Origin of the sequence: Streptomyces sp. NPDC020780 (genome assembly GCF_044334475.1) — a bacterium.
GTDB lineage: Bacteria > Actinomycetota > Actinomycetes > Streptomycetales > Streptomycetaceae > Streptomyces.
The window spans coordinates 86,160-103,658 of sequence record NZ_JBIRTB010000011.1; the positions used below are offsets into that span (position 1 = coordinate 86,160).

General features: G+C 73.4%; 15 protein-coding genes. 10 read left to right on the top strand and 5 right to left on the bottom strand.

Annotated features, from left to right (window positions below):
- Nucleotides 1-8 precede the first annotated feature (8 nt).
- The 4 genes from ACH4VO_RS22180 to ACH4VO_RS22195 all read left to right on the top strand — a co-directional run bounded on the left by ACH4VO_RS22180 (nucleotide 9) and on the right by ACH4VO_RS22195 (nucleotide 5,753).
- Nucleotides 9-1,838, top strand: coding sequence for a CocE/NonD family hydrolase (locus tag ACH4VO_RS22180; RefSeq protein WP_360992352.1), 1,830 nt, complete (start codon nucleotides 9-11; stop codon nucleotides 1,836-1,838).
- 143 nt (nucleotides 1,839-1,981) lie between these two features.
- Nucleotides 1,982-2,554 carry a dihydrofolate reductase family protein gene (locus ACH4VO_RS22185; protein ID WP_360992349.1) on the top strand — a complete coding sequence of 191 codons (573 nt, stop codon included), beginning with the start codon at nucleotides 1,982-1,984 and terminating at the stop codon, nucleotides 2,552-2,554.
- 133 nt (nucleotides 2,555-2,687) lie between these two features.
- Complete coding sequence (locus ACH4VO_RS22190) at nucleotides 2,688-3,254, top strand: GNAT family protein (RefSeq protein WP_360992346.1); 567 nt, start codon at nucleotides 2,688-2,690, stop codon at nucleotides 3,252-3,254.
- 237 nt (nucleotides 3,255-3,491) lie between these two features.
- A complete protein-coding gene (locus tag ACH4VO_RS22195) occupies nucleotides 3,492-5,753 on the top strand; it encodes an N-acetylmuramoyl-L-alanine amidase (protein ID WP_398441268.1) in 2,262 nt (753 codons plus the stop codon).
- A 72-nt stretch (nucleotides 5,754-5,825) separates the two neighbouring features.
- Here ACH4VO_RS22195 and ACH4VO_RS22200 read toward each other — a convergent pair whose 3' ends face one another.
- The 3 genes from ACH4VO_RS22200 to ACH4VO_RS22210 all read right to left on the bottom strand — a co-directional run bounded on the left by ACH4VO_RS22200 (nucleotide 5,826) and on the right by ACH4VO_RS22210 (nucleotide 8,694).
- The gene (locus ACH4VO_RS22200) at nucleotides 5,826-6,179 is read right to left on the bottom strand and encodes a VOC family protein (protein WP_069170304.1); all 354 of its coding nucleotides are present in this window, start codon (nucleotides 6,177-6,179) and stop codon (nucleotides 5,826-5,828) included.
- A gap of 101 nt (nucleotides 6,180-6,280) precedes the next feature.
- Nucleotides 6,281-7,090 carry a methyltransferase domain-containing protein gene (locus tag ACH4VO_RS22205; protein ID WP_360992343.1) on the bottom strand — a complete coding sequence of 270 codons (810 nt, stop codon included), beginning with the start codon at nucleotides 7,088-7,090 and terminating at the stop codon, nucleotides 6,281-6,283.
- 107 nt (nucleotides 7,091-7,197) lie between these two features.
- On the bottom strand, nucleotides 7,198-8,694 hold the full coding sequence (locus ACH4VO_RS22210; protein WP_360992340.1) for a phosphatase PAP2 family protein: 1,497 nt from the start codon (nucleotides 8,692-8,694) through the stop codon (nucleotides 7,198-7,200).
- A gap of 215 nt (nucleotides 8,695-8,909) precedes the next feature.
- On the opposite strand from ACH4VO_RS22210, the gene ACH4VO_RS22215 reads away from it, so the two are divergent.
- From ACH4VO_RS22215 to ACH4VO_RS22230, 4 genes are all read left to right on the top strand, one after another.
- Nucleotides 8,910-9,683, top strand: a complete 774-nt coding sequence (locus tag ACH4VO_RS22215) for an IclR family transcriptional regulator (RefSeq protein ID WP_360992337.1) — start codon at nucleotides 8,910-8,912, stop codon at nucleotides 9,681-9,683.
- Complete coding sequence (locus ACH4VO_RS22220) at nucleotides 9,680-10,528, top strand: SMP-30/gluconolactonase/LRE family protein (RefSeq protein WP_360992335.1); 849 nt, start codon at nucleotides 9,680-9,682, stop codon at nucleotides 10,526-10,528. The genes ACH4VO_RS22215 and ACH4VO_RS22220 overlap by 4 nt, the downstream gene beginning before the upstream one ends.
- 98 nt (nucleotides 10,529-10,626) lie before the next feature.
- Entirely contained in the window at nucleotides 10,627-11,865 is a 1,239-nt protein-coding gene (locus ACH4VO_RS22225) for an aminotransferase class I/II-fold pyridoxal phosphate-dependent enzyme (protein WP_360992332.1), read from the top strand.
- A gap of 13 nt (nucleotides 11,866-11,878) precedes the next feature.
- Entirely contained in the window at nucleotides 11,879-12,904 is a 1,026-nt protein-coding gene (locus tag ACH4VO_RS22230; RefSeq protein ID WP_360992330.1) for an MBL fold metallo-hydrolase, read from the top strand.
- Between the two features lie 12 nt (nucleotides 12,905-12,916).
- Here ACH4VO_RS22230 and ACH4VO_RS22235 read toward each other — a convergent pair whose 3' ends face one another.
- Nucleotides 12,917-13,537: a VTT domain-containing protein gene (locus ACH4VO_RS22235; protein ID WP_360992327.1), complete on the bottom strand. Its 621-nt coding sequence runs from the start codon at nucleotides 13,535-13,537 to the stop codon at nucleotides 12,917-12,919.
- Nucleotides 13,534-14,310: an MBL fold metallo-hydrolase gene (locus ACH4VO_RS22240; protein WP_360992324.1), complete on the bottom strand. Its 777-nt coding sequence runs from the start codon at nucleotides 14,308-14,310 to the stop codon at nucleotides 13,534-13,536. Before ACH4VO_RS22240 ends, ACH4VO_RS22235 begins: the two co-directional genes overlap by 4 nt.
- A 344-nt stretch (nucleotides 14,311-14,654) precedes the next feature.
- Between ACH4VO_RS22240 and ACH4VO_RS22245 the strand changes: the two genes are divergently transcribed.
- Both ACH4VO_RS22245 and ACH4VO_RS22250 read left to right on the top strand, forming a co-directional pair.
- On the top strand, nucleotides 14,655-15,071 hold the full coding sequence (locus ACH4VO_RS22245) for a hypothetical protein (RefSeq protein ID WP_360992321.1): 417 nt from the start codon (nucleotides 14,655-14,657) through the stop codon (nucleotides 15,069-15,071).
- Nucleotides 15,072-15,118: 47 nt separating this feature from the next.
- A complete protein-coding gene (locus ACH4VO_RS22250) occupies nucleotides 15,119-17,488 on the top strand; it encodes a phage holin family protein (RefSeq protein WP_398441221.1) in 2,370 nt (789 codons plus the stop codon).
- Nucleotides 17,489-17,499 lie beyond the last annotated feature (11 nt).

The following is a 17,499-nucleotide window of genomic DNA, read 5'->3' on the forward strand; positions in this document are numbered from 1 at the left end:
GTCACAGCATGGTCCAGCCCGGTACTTACCAGTCGGTAAGGTCCCTCGGTACGGAGGTCCATGTGTCGCGTGCTGTCTCCAGGCTCCGCAGTCCCCTCACCCTCCTGGCCGGGGCGGCGCTCCTGGCCCCGCTGACCCTGCTGGGCGCCACGGACGCGTCGGCCGCCTCCGGATACACCGTCACCCCCCTGGAGTTCACGGTCCGGGCCGGAGACCGCACCTGCACCGTCGACGCGGACCTCTACCGGCCGGACGGGGTCGACGCCGGGCACCCCGCCCCGGCGGTCATGGCGACCAACGGCTTCGGCGGCAGCAAGGCCGACGGATCCACCGACGCCCTCGGCAGGGCCTTCGCCTCCCGGGGCTACGTCGGCCTCGTCCACTCCGGCCTGGGCTTCGGCGCGTCCGGCTGCCTCATCACGCTCGACGACCCCGCGGCCGACGGCCGGGCGGCCTCCGCGCTCATCGACTTCCTCGCCGGGACCCGCGCCGCCGACGACGGCACGAGGGCCGACTACGTGAGCGGCGACGGCCCTGGGGACCCCCGGGTCGGCATGATCGGCGGATCGTACGGCGGCGCCGTCCAGCTGGCCACCGCGTCCGTCGACCACCGGGTCGACGCCCTCGTCCCCCTCATCACCTGGAACGACCTGGCGTACTCGCTCGCCCCCAACGCCGCCGGAGCGTCCCGGGGCGTCTCCTCGGACACGGCCGGTGTCTTCAAGTGGCAGTGGACCAACGGCTTTTACCTGATGGGCGAGGGCCAGTCGCTCCTGGTCCCGAGCCTGGACCCGTCCCGCTTCGGTACCCTCGCCTGCCTCCACTTCGCCCCCCGGGCCTGTGACACCATCCGCTTCCTGAACTCGGGCCGCTATCCGGCCGGCAGGACCGACGCCATGCTGACGTACGCGCGCAGCGTCTCGCCCGTCTCGTACCTGTCCGGTGTCACCGCTCCCACCCTGCTCGTCCAGGGCCAGGCGGACACCCTGTTCCACCTCAACGAGGCCACCGCCACCTACCGGACGCTCAAGGCCCAGGGCACGACGACGAAGATGATCTGGCAGGCCTGGGGCCACAGCGGCGGCCAGGTGCCGGGCGAACTCGACCTGTCGGCGGGCAATCCGGGGACGAGCTACACGGGGCAGCGGATCCTCGCCTGGTTCGACCGCTACCTCCGGCACGTACCGGACACCGACACCGGCCCCGACTTCGCCTACTACCGTGACTGGGCGGACGGTTACGGCACCGCCACCGGTGTGCCGGCCCTGTCACGGACGATGTACCTCTCCGGTGACGGCACCCTGGTGGACAACCGGTCGAAGGTCGTCCGGGGCAGCCGCCAGTACACGAACCGGCTCCTGCCGACCAGTCACTCCGAGAGCTCGCTCGCGGGCCTCATCGGCCTGACCGACCCGGCGCCGTACGACACCAGGGGCACCCACCTCGCCTGGACCAGCGCTCCGCTCACCGCGCCGCTGGACGTCGTGGGTGCGCCGAAGGCCACCCTGAAAGTCGCCTCGCCGAAGACGGAGCGGGTCCAGAACAGCGGTGACGCCGCCGACAAGCTGGTCCTGTTCGCCAAGGTGTACGACGTGGCGCCCGACGGCACCCAGAAGCTGGTGAACCGCCTGGTCGCGCCGGTACGCGTCCCTGACGTCACCCGCCCCTTCACCGTGGACCTCCCGGCCGTCGTGCACCGGTACGGGACGGGCCACCGGCTGAAGTTCGTGATCGCCACCAGTGACACGGCGTACTTCGGCAACCGGGGCGTCAAGCCGGTCACGGTCGTCAGCGCGCCCCAGGACACGGGGGTACTGGACCTGCCTGCCGTCGGCTGAACGGCGCGGTACGCCGTCGACCGATGAGTTTCCCGGGGATGCGCGGTCTGTCAGTGACAGGTGGTGTACTTCAGCCGCGAGCCGACTGGAGCGACACCGGCCGAACCTGCCGGGAACCGGCCCGAGAGTCCAGGAGACATGTCATGCGCACCCTGATCAGCACCGCCTTCGTCTCACTCGACGGCGTGGTGGAAGCCCCCGGCGGCGAGCCCGGCTACCGGAACTCGGGGTGGACCTTCAAGGACGTGGAGTTCCTCCCCGAGGCCTTCGAGATCAAGGGCCGGGAGCAGAAGGAGGCGACCGCGATGCTCATGGGCCGGGTCAGTTACGAGGCGTTCAGCGCCGTCTGGCCCGGCATGGAGGACTTCGCCGACTACAAGGTGATGCCGAAGTACGTCGTCTCCACCACCCTCACCGGGGACGACCTGGTGTCGGACTGGGGCGAGACCACCGTCCTGCGCTCGCTCGACGAGGTCGCCGCGCTGAAGGAGACCGAGGGCGGCCCCCTCATCGTCCACGGCAGCGCCACACTCAACCGCGGCCTGTCCGACGCCGGCCTGATCGACCGCTACCACCTGCTCGTCTTCCCGCTGCTGCTCGGTGCGGGCAAGCGGCTGTTCAGCGCCACGGACAAGGACACGCAGAAGCTGAAGCTGGTCGAACACGAGGCGTACGCCAACGGCTTGCAGAAGAACGTCTTCGACGTCGTCCGCTGACGGGTGCCCGTGGTCGTCGGCCGGCCGGCGCGCACGGCCCCCATATCGGGTGCGCGCGGCGGTCCGGCGCCGCTAGGGTGCGCACTCGGTGTGCACGGCCGTCAGCGCCTGCAGCCGAGAGCGAGGGGGCGCCGTGAGTGACCTGTGGACCGGCGGAAAGGTACGCCTGCGCGGGGTGGAGCCAGAGGACTGGGAGGGCTTTCGCGGACTCGCCCGGCACACCCTGGACGTCCGCAACTCCGACCTGGTCGACCCTCCGCGCTCCGCCGAGGGTTTCCGCGCCTGGACCGCGGAGCGGGCCGTACGTCCGCCGGGGGGCGAGGCGTTCCGCCTGGTGATCGAGGCGGTGGCCGACCAGTCGTTCGCCGGGACCGTCACCGTCGGGGAGACCGACAGCCGGGCGGGACGCTTCAGCACGGGAGTGGCGATCGCCCGGGAGCACCGTCGCAGGGGATACGCGGCCGAGGCGACCGAACTCGTCCTCACCTACATGTTCGCCGAACAGCGGTACAACAAGTGCGAGGTGAAGGTCCACGACGTCAACGACGCCTCCCTCGCCCTGTATCGCCGGCTGGGCTTCGTCGAGGAGGGACGGCTGCGCCGGCACGAGTTCCTCGCCGGCGCTTACCACGACGTGGTTCTGCTCGGCATCACCGCGGCGGAGCACTGGGCCACTCACCGCCGCCCGTCGCCGCGGTGATCGGCGCGTCACCGCATCCCGTGTGCGGCGTGCCGACGACGGTGTGAACTACGTCACCTTCGGCGGCCAAAAAGGTATCTCCTACCCCGCTTTCGTGAGCTCACGCCTAATTCTTGGGACCGGTCGAGCATGCGAACAGTCGGCGGTGTACGTTCTGGCGGAGCCTGTGACGTACGTGCTCCGTGGGGGGCCGCAGGGTGACGGAACGAGGGGTGGGGCTGCGTGAAGCGGCATCGGATATGGGGCACGGCTGCGGCCGTGGTGACCGGACTGACCGGAGTCCTGATCTTTCAGGGAGCGACCGGCGGCGCGGACGGCAGCGTCGGTGACGGAGGCGGGCGGAAGCCGGTCCCGTCCCACGCGTCCACCGCGCAGCTGCGGACCACCGGCGACGGGTCGGGCGCCTCGCTGGCGCGCCGTGACGTGGAGCGGTTCAGCATGCTGGGCCTGACGTGGACGGACCCCGGCGCCCACGTCGCCGGGCGGGTCGAGGTGCGTACCCGCGCCCTGGAGACCGGGAAGTGGTCGCCGTGGCTGCGGCTGGACGGGAACAGCGGCCAGGGGGAGGACGGGGCCGCACGTGGTGGCACCGAGCCGGCCTGGGTGGGCCCGTCCGACGGCGTCGAGGCCCGCGTCGTCTCGGAGAAGGGAACGTCCGCCGGCCTGCCCGCCGGTCTGCGGCTGGACATGGTCGACCCCGGGACCGGCGGTGTCGAGCCCGCGGCCTACGCGGTCGAGGGGACGGACGAACCGACCGCCGAGCCCTCGGTCTCCACCGAGCCCCAGCCCGACGTCACCTCGGACCCCCCGGTCACCGCCGACCCGGATCCGACCACCGAGCCGCCGGTGAGCGAGTCGCCCTCCGTCTCCGAGTCGCCGTCCTCGGACCCGGGCACGCCGTCCGCCTCGCCCTCGCCGTCCGTCACCGTGACGCCGACGCCGACGCCCAGCGACACGGCTCCCCCCGCCCCGCCGAGCACCATGCCCCGGCCGCCCATCACCTCCCGGGCCGGCTGGGGGGCCGACGAGTCGATCAGCCCCGAGGCGCCGGGCTACCTGCCGGGCGGGAAGATCAAGGCGGTGGTGGTCCACCACACCGCTGAGTCCAACGCCTACACGTGTGCCGAGGCGCCGGCGGTGGTGCGCGGCATCTACGCCTACCACGTCAGGCAACTGGGCTGGAAGGACGTCGGATACAACTTCCTCGTCGACAAGTGCGGCACCGTCTACGAGGGCCGCAAGGGCGGCGTCGACCGCCCGGTCCAGGGCGCCCACGCCTACGGCTTCAACGCCGAGACCGTCGGCATCTCCGTCCTCGGGACCTACACCGACGCCGCACCGCCGCAGGCCGCCCTGCTGTCCGTCGCCCGGATCGCGGCATGGAAGCTGGGGCAGTACGGCGTGGACCCCGCGGGCACCACCACGCTGACCGCGGGTGACGTGGGCACCAACTACTTCCGCAAGAGCTGGGCCAAGGGCGCCCAGCTCTCCTTCCCGGTCATCCACGGTCACCGGGACGGGTACAACACGCAGTGCCCCGGCAACGCTTTCTACAACCAGCTCGCCACCATCCGCACCCTGGCGGCCGGGCCCGTCACCGGTCTGAGTGTCAAATCCCTGACCGGCGCGGGTAGTTCGGGCGGGAAGTACTACACCAAGGCCGGGATCACGGTGAACTGGTCCGCCACCACACCGTCCGTCCTGATCAAGCAGTACGCGCTGCTGGTCGACGGCAAGGCGGTGGCCACCACCACCGGCACGACCACCTCGGCCACGGCGTCGCTCGCCGTCGGTACCCACACCGTGGCCGTGCGCGCCACGCACATCTCGGGCAAGGCGACGACCAGTACGGCGGTCACCGTGATCGCGGAGACCACCGTCCCCGCCTTCACCACCAAGCCTTCACTCGCCCTTCGCGCCGGCACCGTGAACACCGCCGCCGTACCCCTCAAGCTGAGCTGGAAGGCGACCGACGGCGCGGCTCTCAAGGAAGTGCGGCTGGCCTCCCCGGCGAAGACCTACGGCCCCACCACGACCAGTGCCTCGCACACGGCCAAGTCGGCCATCGCCACGACGTGGAAGCTGACCGCCTACGACTACGCGGGGAACGCCGCCTCCGCCTCGGTCTCCGGTACCCCGGTGATTCTCCAGGAGAGCTCGGCCGTCAAGTCCGGTACCTGGGCGGCCAAGTCGTCGAGCAGTTACCTGGGGGGGAAGTCGTACTCCAGCTCCTCCAAGAACGCCTCGCTGACCTGGACGTTCACCGGCCGCTCGGCCGCCTGGGTCGTCTCGCGCGCCTCGACCTCCGGACAGGCGTACGTCTACGTCGACGGAACCAAGGTGGCGACCGTCGACCTCAAGTCGGCCACCACCAAGTACCGGGACGCGCTGTGGACCAAGACCTGGACCAGTAGCGCCAAGCACACGGTCAAGGTCGTGGTGGTCGGTACCTCGGGCCGTCCCACCGTGACGACCGACGGTCTGGTCTACCTCAAGTAGAAGACGGCCCCCGGCCCCCGGCGTGATGCCTGGGGGCCGGGGGCCGCGTGCGCCCCGCGCCGGTCGCACCGGTCAGGCCGGGACGTTCCGGTCGACGTACTCGAAGACCGAACCGTCCGGGTGCAGGGCGATCAGGTTGCGGCCGGCCGGTGTGGGTACCGGGCCGGCGATGACCCTCGCTCCTACTCGGGTCAGGGCCGCGTGGGCCTCGTCGACGTCCTTGACGGCGATCGTCGCCGTGACCTTGCGCAGCACCTCCAGCTCCGATTCCGGACCGCTCATCAGGAGAAAGCAGCCGATCGCCGCGACCGAGACCCCGCCGCGCTCGAAGCGCAGCGCCGGAGTGCTGGTCAGGCCCTCGTAGAAGGCCACCGAGGCCTCCAGGTCGTCGACGCAGATGCGCAGCGTGGTTCCCAGGATGTCCATGGCCCCAGGGTAGTTGGCGGTCCGCGGCGATGTGATCGATTCCCCGGCGGGACCCGCACCGAACTCCACGGGCCCGGCCGGACGCTGCCCGATCCCCGGTGTCAGGCCCGGCAGAGCACCTCGCCGTGGGGCACCATGAACCACCCGTCGGGCTCCTCGCCCCACGCGCGCCAGGCGTCCGCGATCTCCGCCAGCAGGGCGGGGTCCGCGTGCCCGCCGTCCACCGCCGATCTCGCGTACGCCGACACCGTCGTACGGTCCGCCCACAGGCCGCTCCACCAGGCGCGGTCCGGCGGCGTGGCGAAGCACCATACCGCCGCGCTCGGGGTGATGTCGGTGAACCCGGCCTGCCGCGCCCAGGACAGCAGCCTGCGGCCCGCGTCGGGCTCGCCGCCGTTGGCGCGGGCCACCCTGCCGTACAGCTCCTGCCAGCGCGTCATTCCGGCCGTCTCCGGATACCAGGTCATCGCCGCGTAGTCGCTGTCGCGCGCAGCAACCAGGCCGCCGGGCCGGCACACCCGCCGCATCTCACGCAGCGCCCGCACCGGGTCGCTCACGTGCTGCAGGACCTGATGTGCGTGGACCACGTCGAAGGAGTCGTCGGGGAAGTCCAGTGCGTGGACGTCTCCGGTGGCGAACTCGACGTTGTCCAGGCCGCGTCCGGAGGCGACCGCGGCCGCCCGGTCCAGGATGCCGCGCCCGGTGTCGAGGCCGGTCACCCGGCCCGGCGCGACGCGTTCCGCCAGGTCGGCCGTGATGGTCCCCGGTCCGCAGCCGACGTCCAGGACCGCCTGTCCCGGGCGGAGTCCGGGGAGCAGGTAGGCCGCCGAGTTGGCGGCGGTCCGCCACTCGTGGGAGCGCAGCACCGACTCGTGGTGCCCGTGGGTGTAGACAGCGGATTCCTTCGGCATGGCCGTGCGTCCTCTCTCGGACTTCAGTCGCAGGCGGGACGACGACAGTACGCCGCGATGTCGCATCCTGAGATCCGTATCTCAGGATGCGGGATCAATAGCGGGACTCAGATCGGCATCGGGCAGTAGACCGTGAGCGCCTCCGGCAGTTTGTCGATCACCAGATCGCCTTCGGAGTGCGCCACTTCACCGTCGTACGCGTAGGGAGTGCCCGGTGCGAGGCCGGAGATCCGCACCCTGCGCCGCCGAACCGCGGCGTGCACGGGCGACCGGGTCAGTGGGCCCGCGACGGCTGCGGCCAGAAGGCGGAGCCCTGGCGTCCGGCCGCCGTGCACGACCCGCACATCCAGCAGCCCGTCCGCCAGGTTGTGCCGGCGGCCAGGGGCGGGGCCCAGGCGCTGGAACAGTCCGTTGCCCACGAAGAGCAGCCACAACGGTCGTGTCCGCCCTTGGAGTTCGGCGGTCAGAGGGCGCGATCCGCGCAGTGCCTCGACCGCGGCCAGGACTCCTGCGGGCCAGCCGCCGATCCTGGGGGCCCAGTGCTCCCGGGTCCGTACGAGCTCCGGGTACACCCCGAGGCTGAAGGCGTTGAGGAAGTAGCCGTCCGCCCCTTCCGGCCCCTTCGGGCCCGGCCGGAAGCGGCCCAGGTCGGCCCGTACCGCGTCGCCCGCCGCGAGGGCCCTCGCCGTGTCCTGCACCGTCTCGATGCCGAGGTCGTACGCGAAGTGGTTGAGGGTCCCGCCGGGGAACACGGCGAGCGGCAGGCGGTGGGTCGCGGCTACGGCCGCCGCCATGTTGACGGTTCCGTCGCCCCCGCAGACGCCGAGCGCCCTGCCCCGGCCCGCCGCCTTCTCCATGCACGCGGACAGGTCGGCCGGCGCGCACTCCACCACCTCGGCCAGGGGGAGAGTGTCGCGGATCACGGCCGCCGCCGCCGTCGCGGAGCCCGACTTCTGGTTGACGACGACTACGAGGCCCCGCCCGTCGGGCAGGGCCGGTGCCTCGCCCGGGGGCCGGCCCGGGGCGGGCAGCTGGCCACGGGTCGGTACGACCCCGCGCAGGGCGAACGCCGCACCGACGCCGAGCGCCGCTCCGGCCAGCACGTCGCTCGGGTAGTGGACCCCGGTGTAGACGCGGGAGGCTGCCACGGCGGCCGCCACCGGCGCCACGACCGCACCCCAGCCCCTGGACTCCAGGGCGACACCCGTGGCGAACGCGGCCGCCGACGCCGCGTGGCCCGAAGGGAAGGAGGTGGTGAAGGGCTGCCGCTTCAGCTGCCGTATCACCGGCACCATGTCCAGTATCGGCCGCTCCCTGCGGACCGCCCCCTTGCCCACCGTGTTGATGGCGACGGAGGCGACGGCCAGTGAGGCTACCCCCCGCAACGCCGCCCGGCGGGACCGTGCGCTGCCGCCCAGCGCCGCCATGCCCGCGGCTGCCCCGAACCACAGCAGGCCGTGGTTGGCGCTGCGGCTCAGCCGGGGCAGGACGGGCGCGGCGCCGGGCCAGTGTCTCTCGGCCACGCTGCGGAAGGCGGCGAGATCGCGCCCGTGGAGCCAGGCGCGCAGGTGGCCCGGGAAGGGAGTGCTGCTCGTAGTCGGCATGGGACAGCGAATACCCTGGCGCGGGCCCGTGAATCAGGAGGCGCGCCCACCGGACCCCCGTGAAAGCGTGAAAAGTCCGTATACACGGGCCGAAGCGTGCCTGTGTCCTGCCGCGCCACCGCGTCACGGACGTTGCCGGGACAAGTTCCCTGCGGTTAGCCTGCGTTCGTGATTCCGGTCATTGACCGGAGTGTCGAACAGAATGGTGGGCGAACATGGGGCGACTCGTCCCTGCGGTGACCAGGGCGCTGGACGTGCTCGAACTCTTCCTCCAGGGTGAGGGCACTCTCTCCGCCCCCGAGGTCACCCGCACACTGCAACTGCCACGGACCACCGTCCACGAACTGCTCACCACCCTCGCGGCCCGGTCCTACCTGGTCACGGTCCCGGGGCAGCCGGGACGCTACCGACTCGGTGTCCGCACCTACCAGCTCGGCAGCCGGTACGCGGAGCAGCTCGACCTGGCGGCCGAGGGGCAGCAGGTGGCCCGCGAGGTCGCGGAGACGTGCGGCGAGACGGTCCACGTGGCGATCCTGGAGGACACCGAGGTCATCTACATCGCGAAGGTGGACTCCACGCACGCGGTCCGCATGGTGTCGGCCGCCGGCCGCAAGCTGCCCGCCCACTGCACCTCCGTGGGCAAGCTGCTGCTGGCCGCGCTCCCGGAGGCGGAGCTCGACGCCCGCCTCGACGGACGCGAACTCGTCGCGATGACCGACAACAGCCTCACCGACGCGGCCGAACTGCGGGCCGCGCTGGCCGTCGTGCGCGAGCGCGGCATAGCGGTCGAGCACCGCGAGTCGAACCCGGACGTGAGCTGTGTGGCCGCGCCGGTCCGCGACCGGTCCGGACGCGTCGTCGCCGCGCTCTCCATCTCCGTACCCATGATCCGCTGGAGCGAGGAGCGCGAGGCGGAGCTCGCCCAGCTTGCCGCGGGAGGCGCCGACGCGCTGTCCGGCCGGCTCGGACACCACCGGGGGCAGGGATGACCTCCGTCTGGGAGGTGGCCGTCCGCGAGCGGGCGGAGCTCGGCGAGGGCCCCACCTGGGACCCGGCGACCGGGCGGCTGATCTGGGTGGACATCCTCTCCGCCCGTGTCCACACGTACGACCCGTCCACCGGTCGCCGTACGGTCATGGCCACCGAGCAGCACGTCGGCGCGGCCAAGCCGCGGGCGGCCGGCGGGCTCGTGGTCACCCTGCGCGACGGCACCGGGCTGTACGACACCGACGGTGCCTTCTCCTGGCTGGTCCACGACCCCGTCCCCGGCCGGCGGGGCAACGACGCGGCCGTGGCGCCGGACGGCGCGCTCTGGACCGGCACCATGCGCTACGACGAGCGTGAGGGCGGCGGCGGCCTCTCCCGCGTCGCCCCGGACGGCACGGTGGCGGTCCTGCCGGACGCGGTGACGGTCAGCAACGGCACGGGCTGGAGTCCGGACGGCAGGCTCATGTACTACATCGACACCCCGACGCGGCGGATCGACGTGTTCGACGTGGACGGCCCGAGCGTCGGCGGCCGCCGCCCCTTCGTCACGGTCGAACCGGGCCACGGATGGCCCGACGGCCTGACGGTGGACGCCGACGGCTGCGTCTGGGTCGCCTTCTGGGACGGTGCCGCGGTGCGGCGCTTCACCCCCGACGGCCGGCCGGACCGGGTCCTGGAGCTACCGGTGCGGCGCCCCACCGCCTGCGCGTTCGGCGGGCCGGGCCTGCGTGACCTGTACGTCTCCACCGCGCGGACCGGGCTGGACGCCCCTCATCCGCTGTCGGGCTCCCTGCTGGTGGTGCCGGACGCGGGGCACGGTCTGCCGGGGACGCCGTTCGCGGGGTGACCTTTCCCCGGGCCGGGGCGCCCGGGTGCGGGGGCACTGCGCCGGGAACCTCCGTATAAAGGGGCCTGAGGGTGTCGACAGGCAAAGGAGGGCCCCGGATGCGGTCGAGCGAGCGGAAGCGGTCCCGTCCGGCCCCAGAGAACCACGGCCCGGTCCGGTACGGGCCCCCGGCGCCCGACCCCGGTCTCCCCGTGCTGCCCGAGCTCGCGGGCGTCCTGGCCGCGTCGGCGGCCCGCCCCCGGCCCGAGCCCCCCGGCGGCGGGACGACCCTGCGGGAGGCGGCCTGCGCCTACTGGCACAGGCGCGGTCTGCCGTGCGCCCCGCAGGACGTCGCCGCCGCCCCGGGCGCCCAGCCCCTCCTGCTCGCGCTCATCGCCGCGTACGGCGGGGACGTGCTCATGCCCCGGCCCTGCCCCGCCTCCTGGATGCCGCAGGCCCGCCTCCTCGGCAGGCCCGCGTACCACGTGCCGACCCCGGCGGAGTGCGGGGGCGTCCCCGACCCGTACGCCCTGCTGGAGACCGTACGCCGCGTGCGCGCCGAGGGCGGCAGGCCCCGGCTGCTCCTGCTCTCGGTGGCCGACGACCCGACCGCGACCGTCGCACCGCCGGAGCTGGTCAGGGAGGCCTGCGAGGCCGCGGTCGCCGAGGGGCTGCACATCGTCAGTGACGAGACCTGGCGCGACACCCTGCACCGCCCCCAGGACACGGTCCTGCTGAGCCCCGCCGAGATGTGCGCCGACGACGTCACCGTCCTCACCGATCTGGCCGGTTCCCTGACCCCGTCCGCCTGGCCGGCCGCCGTGGCACGCTTCCCCGCCACCCGGCGCGCCGCCGCCCGCCGGGCCCGGGTGCTCGACATCCTCACCGCCCTCGGCGCCCTTGTCGCGGAACCGGTCGCCCGCGCCGCCGCCCACGCGCTGGCCGAACCGGAAGCCGTCACCACCCGCGGCAGGCAGGCCGCCGCCCTCCACACCCACGTCGCCGCCGCCGCCCACCGGGCCGTACTCGCCTCCGGCGCGCTGGCCAGGCCCCCGCAGGCGGGGCGCCACCTCTACGCCGACCTCGGTCCGCTCCGCTCCCGGCTGGCCACCCGGGGCGTCACGGACTCCATGGAACTGGAGGAGTACCTCACGGGCCGCCTCGGCGCGCCCGTCCCCGGCGGGCACCGGTTCGGGGACGAACTGGGCGCGCTCCGGGTGCGGCTGGGCACCGGGCCGTTGCTCGGCTCGACCCCTCAGGAGCAGACGGAGTCCCTCACTGCGGTGGAGCCCCTGGAATTGCCCCATGTCGCACGAGCACTGAGCATCTTCGCAGGAGCCTTCGACGAACTCCGATGACGGGAGCCTCTCGATGACGGAACAGACCGAGCGCCCGCCTGCCGGTGCCGGCCCGGCGCCCACCGGCCACCCCGTCGACGCGCCCCGCCCGCTCGGTGAACTCCGTGTCTGGCCACGCAGCTTCGCGGACCGGCTCACCGCCCCGCTCCCGGGTGTCAGGGGCATGACCCGCCTGGCGCGTGAGCGCGCCCTGCGGCCCAACGCCGAAGGCATCCGGGGCATCCACCGCCTGCCGTACGCCCCCGCACCCCTGCCCGCCGCGGGCACGGACACCCTTGCCGTCACCTGGGCCGGACACGCCAGCTGGATCGTCCGTGTCGGCGGGCTCACCGTCCTCACCGACCCCGTCTGGTCGCGCCGCATCCTCGGCACCCCGGCCAGGATCACCCCGGTCGGTGTCGCCTGGGAGGAGCTGCCCCCGGTCGACGCGGTCCTCATCAGCCACAACCACTACGACCACCTGGACGCCCCCACACTCCGCAGGCTCCCCAGAAACACCCCGCTGTTCGTCCCCGCCGGCGTCGGACGCTGGTGCCGGCGCCGCCGTTTCACCTGCGTCACCGAACTCGACTGGTGGGAGTCGGCGGAGCTGGACGGCGTCCGGTTCGACTTCGTGCCCTCCCACCACTGGTCCAAGCGCACCCTGCTGGACACCTGCCGCTCCCTGTGGGGCGGCTGGGTGATCGGCGACCGGTGGGGGCGGCGGATCTACTTCGCCGGGGACACCGGCTACGGCCACTGGTTCCGGGAGATCGGCCACCGCTACCCCCGACTCGACCTCGCCATGCTGCCCATCGGGGCGTACGAGCCGCGCTGGTGGCTCTCGGACGTGCACACCGACCCCGAGGAAGCCGTGCAGGCATACGAGGATCTGGGCGCCCGCGCGATGGCGCCGATGCACTGGGCGACGTTCCTGCTGTCCGCCGAACCCGTCCTCGAGCCCCTGACCCGGCTCCGCACCGCCTGGCGCCGGGCCGGGCACCCCCGCGGGAGCCTCTGGGACCTGCCGGTCGGCGGCTCCCGTGTGCTGGGCGCCTGAGAGCCGGCCACGTCAGTGCGCGAAGCACGTCCGCAGCCGGCGCCAGAGCGCGGGCGTCCCGCTGATCAGCAGCGCCAGGAAGACCGCCGCGACCACCCCCTGCCAGGGCTCCGGGAAGAGCGAACCGCCCAGGATCCCGATCAGCTGGTACGTCGCCGCCCACGCCAGACACGCGGGCACGTCACCCCGGGCGAACTGCCGCAGCGGCATCCGGCCGAGGAGACAGGCCAGCATCACCGGTATCCGCCCGGCCGGCACGAGCCGGGACAGCACCAGCACCACCGTGCCGTGCTCCTCCAGCTTCTGCCGCGCCTGCGCGAGACGGTCCGGAGCGGCCCGGCGGCTGATGGCCGCCAGCCACTTCGAGCCGTTCTTGGACCGCACCCCGCGCTGCCCCAGCCAGTACAGGCACAGGTCGCCCAGGAACGCGGCGCACGAGGCCACAGCGAACACCACGAGCAGGGCGAACGGTGACATCCGGTGGAGCGCCACCACGGCGGCCGAACTCACCAGTGCCCCCGTGGGCACCACCGGCACCAGCGAACCCAGTGCCACGAGCAGGAACAGCGACGGATAGCCCACGGCCTGCTGGGTCGACTCCGTCGGCAGCTGCCGCACCCACTCCTGTATCACCTACGGGCCTCCGGTCTCACATGCTCGCCGTGTCCCAGCCGGTGCACCGCCACCTCCGGTGCCACCAGCGCCGCGTGCCGGACGAACTCGTCACCCGGCGAGTGGAACTCGTGCGGCCGGACCGCGTCCATCCCGATCGGCCAGTACGTGCCGTAGTGCACCGGCACCGCCGAGCGCGGGGCCAACAGCGCCAGCACCCGGGCGGCGCGCGCCGGGTCCAGGTGGTGGTGGCCCAGGTACGGGCCCCAGCCGCCGACCGGCAGCAGGGCCACGTCCACCGGCCCGACCGCTTCGGCCATGCCGTCGAACAGCCCGGTGTCCCCGGCGAAGTACGTACGCGAGCCGCCCTCGACCACGTACCCCAGGGCGGGAACGCGGTGCGGGCCCACCGGGAGGCGCCGTCCGTCGTGCAGGGCCACGACCGCCCGGACCAGCACCCCGCCGACCCGCACCTCGTCGCCCGGGGCGACCTCGGCGATCCGCAGCCCCCGCATCCGGCGCAGCACCCGCAGACCCGGCACCGCCCCGAGCGCGCCCCTGGGAACGATCAGCAGGCTGCCGGGGGCGAGACGGGCCAGGGAGGGCAGATGCAGGTGGTCGGAGTGCAGATGGGAGATCAGGACGGCGTCGGCCAACGCGGCCTCGGGCGGTGGCACCTCGCCCCTGCGGCGGCGCAGATGCGCGAACCGTCTGACGAACAGCGGGTCGGTCAGCAGTCTGGTCCCGGAGTCCTCGATCGTGCAGGTGGCATGCCCCCACCACGTGACCTCCACCGTCCCGCCTCCTCGCCCGTGCCCCAGCCGTCGTTCGTACGCGTACGAGCGTAAGGGCTGTCCCGTCATCCCTGGCGGGCGCGCGGTGTCAGTTACGGCGCCTCGCCGCGTTGTCGGAACGCCCGGATACATCCGGTACGCGGACGTCCCTCCGCTTTGCGGTGCACCGCAAAGGACGCCGCGCGCTGATCCACCAGGGATGACGGAACAGGCCTTGGGCGTTCCGCGCCCCCGGCACGCCGGTGCACTCCTTCCCGCCGGTTCCGGTGCGGACACGCGTGGTCACGGAGGGCTATCGGCCCGGTAAGGTCGGGCCCAGTGTCCGCACGCGGGGGGAGGGCCCGATGGGGGACGTCGTCGGTGACGTACGGGTGGCGGCCATCGCCAGTCTCACACCGCTGGAGGAGCTCGACGAGGACCCCTTCCTCGTCGACACCCGCAGCCAGCACGCCATGTGCGCACACTGGGCCGCCGACCGGGGGTACGTCATCACCCGGCAGCTGCGCGTCTACGGCCTGCGCCCCGACCACCACGCCCTGTGGGCCGACGTCGACGAGGGAGAGGTCGAGCTGTTCGTGGCGCCCAACGACCGGGTGCTCGCCCGGGCACTCCTCTCCGCGGCGGACTTCGCGGCGGAGTGCGAGCGGCGCGGCGTACGGCTGGAGCTCGCCGGGCTCGAGGAGCCCGCGTACACCGCGCGCGACAAGGCCGGCGTCCACCGCAGGCTGTCCATGCCCACCGCCGGGTACGACGGTTCCTGACCCCCGGCGGGTACCGGGACCGGCTGTGACAGGGTGGACGCGGGCCCATGACGACACCGGGCCCGGACGTGAGGTGGAACGGCGTGCTTGACGGGAGATGGCGTACGGCGGGAAGGGCCCTCCTGCGCGTGGCCGCGGTGTGGGCGGTCTCCACGCTCACGATGCTGGCGCTCGCCGGGATCCTGCCCGACTTCCAGCTCCAGTCCGACGACGGTGACAGCGTCACGAGGACCGCGTTCACCGCGGCCTGGGGAGCGGGCGCCTTCGGCCTGCTCTCCGCAGTGGTGTGGCCCGTCCTCGTCAGGGCGCTGCTCGTCGTCCCCGCCCTGGTCCTGGGCGCCCTCGTCTTCTTCCTCAACGGTTCTCTGCTGCTGATAGCCCTGCGGCTCATCCCGGACGGACGCGGGGCCGCCGGCCCGGAGAACGCCGTCGTCGTGGCGGCCGTCATGTCCGCCGTCGCCTCGGCCACCTCCACCGCCCTCGCGGTCCGCGACGACGACGCCTACCGGCGGAGACTCTCCCGGCTGGCCGACCGCCGCCGCCGGCGCAGCGGGACGCCGGGGACGGCGGACGGCGGGCGGGGCGGACCGCCCGGGATCGTGTTCGTGCAGCTCGACGGTGTGGGCCACGACGTCCTCGTACGGGCGGCCGCCGCCGGCCTCATGCCGACCGTGGCGGCCCGGCTGGCCGACGAGGCGGGCCACCGGCTCACGCCGTGGACCACCGACTGGTCCAGCCAGACCGGCGCCAGCCAGCTCGGCATCCTGCACGGCAGCACCTTCGACGTGCCCGCCTTCCGCTGGTACGAGAAGGAGACCGGCACCCTCATGGTCTCCAGCCGGCCGGCCAGCGCCCTGGAACTCCAGCGCAGGGCCATCGCCCGCACTCACGACGGGGGCCTGCTCACCATGGACGGGGCGAGCCGGGGCAACCTCTTCAGCGGCGGCGCCGACCAGCTCGCCCTCGTCCTGTCGATGGCCGCCCGGCGCGGCAAGGGCCGGCGCTCGCGCGCCGGCTACTTCGCCTACTTCTCCGACCCGGCCAACGCCGTCCGCACCGCCGTGTCGTTCGTCGCCGAGGTGGTCCGCGAGATCGGCCAGTCCACCGCGGCCCGGGCGAGGAGGGCGTCACCCCGGGTCAAACGCGGCGGGCTGTACCCCTTCATCAGGGCCTTCGCGACGGTCGTCGAGCGCGACGTGGTGGTCTCCGCGGTGATCGGCGACATGTTCGCGGGGCGCACGGCGGTCTACGCCGACCTCGTCGCCTACGACGAGGTCGCCCACCATTCCGGGCCGCACAGCAGGGACGCGGAGAAGGTCCTCCAGCGCCTCGACCGCTCGCTGGGCCTCATCACGAAGGTCGCCGACCACACCCCCCGTACCTACCGGATCGTGCTGCTCTCCGACCACGGCCAGAGCCCGGGGGAGACCTTCGCCGGGCGCTACGGGCTCACCCTCAAGGACCTCGTACGGGCGGGCTGCGGGCTTCCGGTGCCCCGCAGGGCTCAGCGCACCCGCAGTGCCTCCGAGGCGCGGGACGCCGTGCGCATCGCCCTGCACCGGCCCGTCGGCGACGGGGAGGCGGAGCATCCCGCCACGCCGTCGGACCCGGTGGTGCTGGCCTCGGGCAACCTCGGGCTGCTGTCCTTCCCGGACATCGCGGGCCGGGCCTCGCGCGAGGAGCTCGACCACCGCCACCCGGCGCTGCTCAGCACCCTGGCCGACCACCCGGGCATCGGCTTCCTGCTCGTGCGGAGCGAGCGGCACGGTTCCGTGGTGCTGGGGCACGGCGTCGAGGTCCCGGTGTCGGAGCTGCGGGACGGGGAGGGCCCGCTCGCCGGTTACGGGCCGGGGGCGGCCCAGGCCGTGCGGCGGACCGACGGCTTCCCGCACGTCGCCGATGTCATGGTCAATTCGATGTACGACCCCGACACCGGATGCGTGCACGCGTTCGAGGAGCAGATCGGCTCGCACGGAGGGCTGGGGGGCGCGCAGTCCCGGCCGTTCCTGCTGTCGCCGCGCACCCTGACGGACCCGCTGGACGCCGTGGCGGCGGATGCCGCGTCCGGGACGGAGACAGCGGCCGGACTGGTGGGCGCGGAGAGCGTGCACCGGGTGCTGGCGCGCTGGCTACGGGAACTCTCCGGGCCCCAGGTGCCGCTGCTGGCCGAGGGCTACGGCGGCGCCGGGCCGGCGGACGAGCCCTTTCCGGCCTCCGGTGCGGCCCCCCGCGGCGGAGGGGAAGGCGCGGCGGCGGGGGCCGCCGTGCCGCCGGGCGCGGGCGGTGCGGTGCCGCCCCCAGCAGGGAGCGTTGCGGTGCCGCCCCCGGGCGGGAGTGGCGCGGTGCCGGGGCCGGGCGGGAGCGATGCCGTGCCGGGTCCTAGCGCGGGCGGCGTCGGGCCGGGTGCCCGCGGCTGAGGGTTGATGCC